This is a genomic window from Chryseobacterium hagamense, from assembly GCF_007991455.1.
Classification (GTDB): domain Bacteria; phylum Bacteroidota; class Bacteroidia; order Flavobacteriales; family Weeksellaceae; genus Chryseobacterium; species Chryseobacterium hagamense.
In genome coordinates, this window is record NZ_BJYJ01000060.1 from 1 (window position 1) to 5,594 (window position 5,594).

A 5,594-nucleotide genomic window follows, 5' to 3' on the forward strand; every position below is an offset into this window, starting at 1 on the left:
CTCAGATCAGACGGTTACCAAAGCCAACTCTCTGAAAGTAACTTCAACGAAGAACTTCAATGTGAAAGTGAAAGCAGGAGGCGCGAATTTTATGAACGGCGTTAACCTCATTCCTGTCAATGTTCTGACCATCAAAGCAGCGGCAGCTTCAGGAACCATGGGTGGAACCAAAAGTGCGGTCGTTCTATCGGCAACGGATCAGACTCTGGTAACCAACGCTCCGCTTGGAAGTGCATTGACCCTGAACCTGGATTACACCATCCCGGCAGCGAAATCATCTTCTTCCGACATCTTGGGGAAACCGGCCGGAACGTATACTCAAACGGTAACTTATACAGCAACAGCTTTATAAATAAATTTTCTTCATATTAATATTTTGTGATTTGGTGTTTCGAAGGCTTCCTGCGGTAAGCCTTCGATTTTGTATATATTGACACCGGGGTATAGAGAAAACTCAAGATCCGGAAATAAGTATTGGTCATCGGTAAGGCAGGATCTGGGTTTTTGGACATTTAAATCCAATTGATACATCCCCACACATCAGTAGATTTGTTAAACGTTTCATATCCTTTTTAAAGTTATCAGATCTCAAAAACGATGGGAAAATTGTGATAATAAATATAACTTAGGTATCTAATGTAGATATTTTTCAATTATAGCAATTCAATCAATAGAATGTTAAAAGATTTATCAATTTGATTAGTGCTGTCATAAAGTTGAATAAAGTGTAAAAATTTGATTTTTTGTAAGTTAGCTTGTTAATTCTAAAAATTTATTATGCTTAGCATTAACGAACAGACCAGCACAATTTACGATTGGACACTAGATCTTTCAAAATCAGCAGGACTTAACAACCAGGCCGCACAAATAAGCACAGTGTTCATTCTGCTGATTTCATTACTCTTTTTTCTCTTACTGGTTGATTATATGCTCCGTTTTTTTTTGAACTCGATGCTTCTTCAATTTATCCGGAAAACAAATGACCAATGGGGAAATTATCTGGTTCAAAATAAAATATTAACTTATTTAACGAGGTTAATCCTTACAGCAGTCACGCAACAGCTTATTCCGGTTATTTTCAACGGCTTTCCGTCGTTCAACAGCCTGCTTTATAAAATTCTCAGCGTACTGATTCTATTCTTTCTCTTTAAATTATTAAACGGTCTTCTAAAAACGGGAAGGGATATTTTAAGAACGGGTAAGGCATTTGCCAACAAACCTGTTGACAGCTATCTTCAGGTACTACAGATATTTCTGATTTTTATTTTAATTACCCTTACTGTTTCAATATTTACGGGGAGCTCGCCATGGTCTTTCCTTGTCTCACTGGGAGCTGCTTCAGCGGTCCTGATGTTGGTGTTTAAAGATACTATTTTAGGATTTGTTGCAAGCATACAGGTTTCAGCAAATGACTCTGTGCGGGTAGGAGACTGGATCGAAATGCCAAAGTATGGCGTAGATGGAGATATTCTTGAGATTAATCTAAATAATGTCAGAGTACAAAACTTCGATAAAACCATTGTGACGATTCCGACTTATACGCTGCTAAGTGATTCTTTCAAAAATTACCGGGGGATGCAGGACACTGGTGGCAGGCGTCTTAAGAGAGCAATACATGTAAAAATTTCCACCATTCGATATCTTGAGGAGGCAGATATTTCAGAACTAAAAAAAATTGCCTTACTGAATTCATTTATTGAAGAACGGGAACAGCAAATCAGAGAATATAATTCGCAACATAATTTTGATACTGATATAAAGGTTAATGGAAGAAGAATGACAAACATCGGCCTCTTCAGAAAATACATCACTTTCTTTTCTAAAAGCAATCCCGATGTGAATCAAGAAATGACTTTAATGGTCAGACAATTACCTTCCACCTCTAAAGGTCTTCCCCTTGAGTTGTACATGTTTACCAATGGAACGGACTGGGTCTTTTACGAAGATACCATGTCTGATATCTTTGACCACCTTTTTGCGGCCATTCGTTATTTTGACTTGGAAGTATTTGAAGAGCCGTCTTCTGATGATCTGAGAGGTTTTATCCAAATGAAAATACCTGATAACCATTAATTCCTTAACATTTTATCTTGCTTCTAATACCTTCGTAATTTAATCAGAAGTTTAATTTTTATCAACTTTACCAAAATAAATCGCAAAATTCTGCTAAGCTTCGTATTGTAAATTATTATTTTCTTTAGTAATTGACATTACCGGGTAAAATATCATAGTTTGAAACAGGTGTTGTCATTTCAATACTCTTGCATTAAGTTACTGCAACTACCGGATAGAGAAGGCTGAAAACTTTCACAAGAATAAAAAAAGAATGAATTTCGGCCTTGAGGCCAAACCGTAAATCAATTGATTTTTAATGAAATAAAGCTACTGCAACTACAGACCGGAGAGCTCAGAAAACTTTTGTAAGAATAAAAAAAGTATGAATTTTGACTCTGAAATTTAGAATAAATCATCTGGTCTTGAAAAATATAAGTTTCTTCAACTATAAAGTAGCCCGATCAAAAAACTTTTAATTCAGACAAAAATAATGAGTTTTGAACTCTGAAAAACACGAATAATATGGCCGTTCCAAAAAAACCATGAAACTAAAATAAATTTATAAACCAATACAAAAACAATAATATGGCTATAAGAGATAAAAATACGTTAAAAACATTTTTTGAAACAGGAGACGTTCCTTCGCAAAATCAATTTGCAGATCTGATAGATTCCTTCAAGCATCAAAACGACACTAACGGCCTTCTTCTCACCGACCGGGAAATAGTATCAATAGCGAATCGTATAGCAACTATTGACAATGGATTTGTTGAATACTATTTTGGTAATATGGGCAATTCATTGATTAAATTGAATATAGCTCAGGAAAATCTGGAAAATCAAGAGATAGAGATCAGGTGCGGCATCCATGATAAGGGCGATGTAAGAAAACAGTACTTTGTAGGTAACGGACCTTATACCGTTGCTATAAAAGAATTTGAAAGCGAACAGTTACAAGCCAATGAGTACTATTATCTGTATTATGAAACAAGTCTGTATGACAGCATCGATAGACTGATTGGACACAAATTACCAACTGCTTTCAATGGTTTTGAATTTGGCAGACTGGATGGAAGGAGCTTTCATTTTTACATTTCAAAACAAAATTTTGGAAAAGAATTAAACGTACTGCATACCAATATTAAGTTCATTAATAAAACAGATATTCCTATTGAATATAAATCCCAGAGTACCAATTGGCGTGATATCTACAGGAAAGAAAATACCATAACTGCTCATTATGACCAATGGGATTATTTATACTTCAGTTACAATGCAGACATGACAAAAGCAGATTATACTATTGAATGTAGTGTGTATGATGCCGACACAAATGAATTATTAATCATTGACTACCTGGAGCCCGGCATAAATTATCGACATTTTGGGAATAGTAGTGATAGTAAAGGAAACAGAGCAGATAAAGTGAGGAACGTTACAATAGAATGTATAAAAGTATAAATCCAGAGGGATGTAATGATTTTAGTTTGATGATTGTCTTAAATTTAAATCATCTAACTAAAATGTGTGTTTCATGCCAAATATTAAACCGGAACCGATAGAAAAATTATTACTGATTTTTATTTTTAGCTTTTGCTTCGCACAAAGTTTTGCACAAACATTTGAAGTAAGTTATTCACCGTCAATATATCCTGATAACTTTACCGGGAATGTTATTGTCTATCTTTCAAAAGATAATCAGGAACCCAAAAACGGGGCTGTCGGGGTTGATTTATTTCCCTGTTTTCGAAAATCGGTTAAAAACCTGAAAGCTGGAGATTCTTTTTTAATCGGCGATGATGCCGTTTCTTATCCTAAAATTCTTTCAGACATTGAGCGTGGAGAATACTATGTACAAATTGTCTGGGACAGAAATCTTGGGGGGAGGCAGATTTCAGAAAGTGCGGGAAATTTATTTAGTAAAAGCAGAAAGATCACATTGACCAAAAATGATTCTGAAATCATTAAAATCAGTGCTACGGAGATTGTTCCGGAGAAGACTTTTGCCAATACCCAATATGTGAAAGAACTGAAGGCGCCATCTGTTTTACTGAGCAATTTCCAAAAAATACCGGTAACAATAGATGCCGCGGTGGCCTTACCTGTGGAATATTTTACAGAACCAAACCGCAGATTCCCGGTCTTATTTACAATTTTCGGTTATGGGGCAGATTACCATTACTTTTCCGGAAACAATTTACCAACGGCCCCGCTTGAAGATGTTCCGGTTATCAAAGTTTTTCTGGACGGCAATTGCAGATCAGGGCATTCTGTATATGCTGACAGCGATAACAACGGACCCTGGGGAGAAGCCCTGGTAAAAGAATTTATCCCCATTTTGGAAAAGAACTACAGATGTAACGGTGCACGGTTGCTTACCGGTCACAGCAGTGGCGGTTGGTCTTCCTTATGGCTCCAGACCCATTACCCAAAGACATTTGCTGCCTGTTTCTCCAGTTCGCCGGATCCTGTAAATTTCGAAAATTTTCAACTGATAAATTTATACAGTGATACAAATATGTTTTATCAGAATGATCTTACCCCGAGGTTATTGTCTTCCGTTGCAGGTAATATTCCCTGGATGAAAATGAAAGATATTTTTCAACTTGAAAATGTAATTTATCGCGGTGAACAGCTCAATTCCTTTAATTCTGTTTTCAGTAAGAAGGGGAAGGACGGATTGCCTGAAAGATTATGTGATCCGATTACAGGAAATATCGATAAGCCTGTATTTGAAAACTGGAAAAAATATGATATCACAGCCTTTTTAAAGGAAAACTGGGCATCCCTTAAGAATGATTTAGACGGTAAGGTAAGGGTTGCAGTGGGTAATCAGGACAACTTCTTTTTAGATAAATCTGTTCATGCTTTAGAAATGGAAATGAAAAAACTGAATTCGGATTTTAAATTTGCTTACTATCCCGGAGATCATTTTACAGCATCTACTCCGGAATACAGAAAAGACGGAAATGTATTTTTAAAGGAAAAATACATGGAATGGCTTAAAAAAAATACTCAGAAGTAATCGGAATTTAGATGTTTCACCATTTCTTCATCCCTCTCAAATAATAATTATCAATTTCCTAGGCACAACTTGAAGAGGGAAGGCACTTCTGGAATTATTATAGCCTGTAAATACTTTTTTAAAAAAAAACTAAAGATAAGTTATACGCAAACGGTGCTTCATAGCGCAACAGCTTTATAATAGAAATAACAGCAATTTATATACACCCTCAATACTTCCAAGTGTTGAGGTTTTTTTCTGTTAACTAATACGTGTAGTTATTTTACTACATGAACTTCCATCTTCCACTACAGGGAAACTTTTACCGCTGCCGTAGATTTGTAATGTCAAAAGAGGACAATTAATAAAGAATTAAAAATAAAATAATACGATCATGACCAGACAAATCGCCATCGCAGCCTTAACCATCGGAGCATTTATCTTAGGAACCGGCAATGCCAAGGCCCAGAATACCACCGCTACCACAACGGTAAACATTACCCTGAACGATGTGATCTCGATCGATGCGGGAAGC

The 5,594-nt window shown here is 36.1% G+C and carries 3 protein-coding genes and 1 pseudogene; all 4 read left to right on the forward strand.

What is annotated here, in order from left to right; genetic code table 11:
* Positions 1–352 (forward strand): annotated as a pseudogene (locus tag CHA01nite_RS20000) (peptidoglycan-binding protein LysM); the annotation flags it as partial.
* Between the two features lie 425 nt (positions 353–777).
* Positions 778–2,073 carry a mechanosensitive ion channel family protein gene (locus CHA01nite_RS20005; protein ID WP_146944713.1) on the forward strand — a complete coding sequence of 432 codons (1,296 nt, stop codon included), beginning with the start codon at positions 778–780 and terminating at the stop codon, positions 2,071–2,073.
* Positions 2,074–2,640: 567 nt separating this feature from the next.
* Positions 2,641–3,516, forward strand: coding sequence for a hypothetical protein (locus CHA01nite_RS20010; protein ID WP_146944715.1), 876 nt, complete (start codon positions 2,641–2,643; stop codon positions 3,514–3,516).
* 73 nt (positions 3,517–3,589) lie between these two features.
* Complete coding sequence (locus CHA01nite_RS20015) at positions 3,590–5,080, forward strand: alpha/beta hydrolase-fold protein (protein ID WP_146944717.1); 1,491 nt, start codon at positions 3,590–3,592, stop codon at positions 5,078–5,080.
* Positions 5,081–5,594 lie beyond the last annotated feature (514 nt).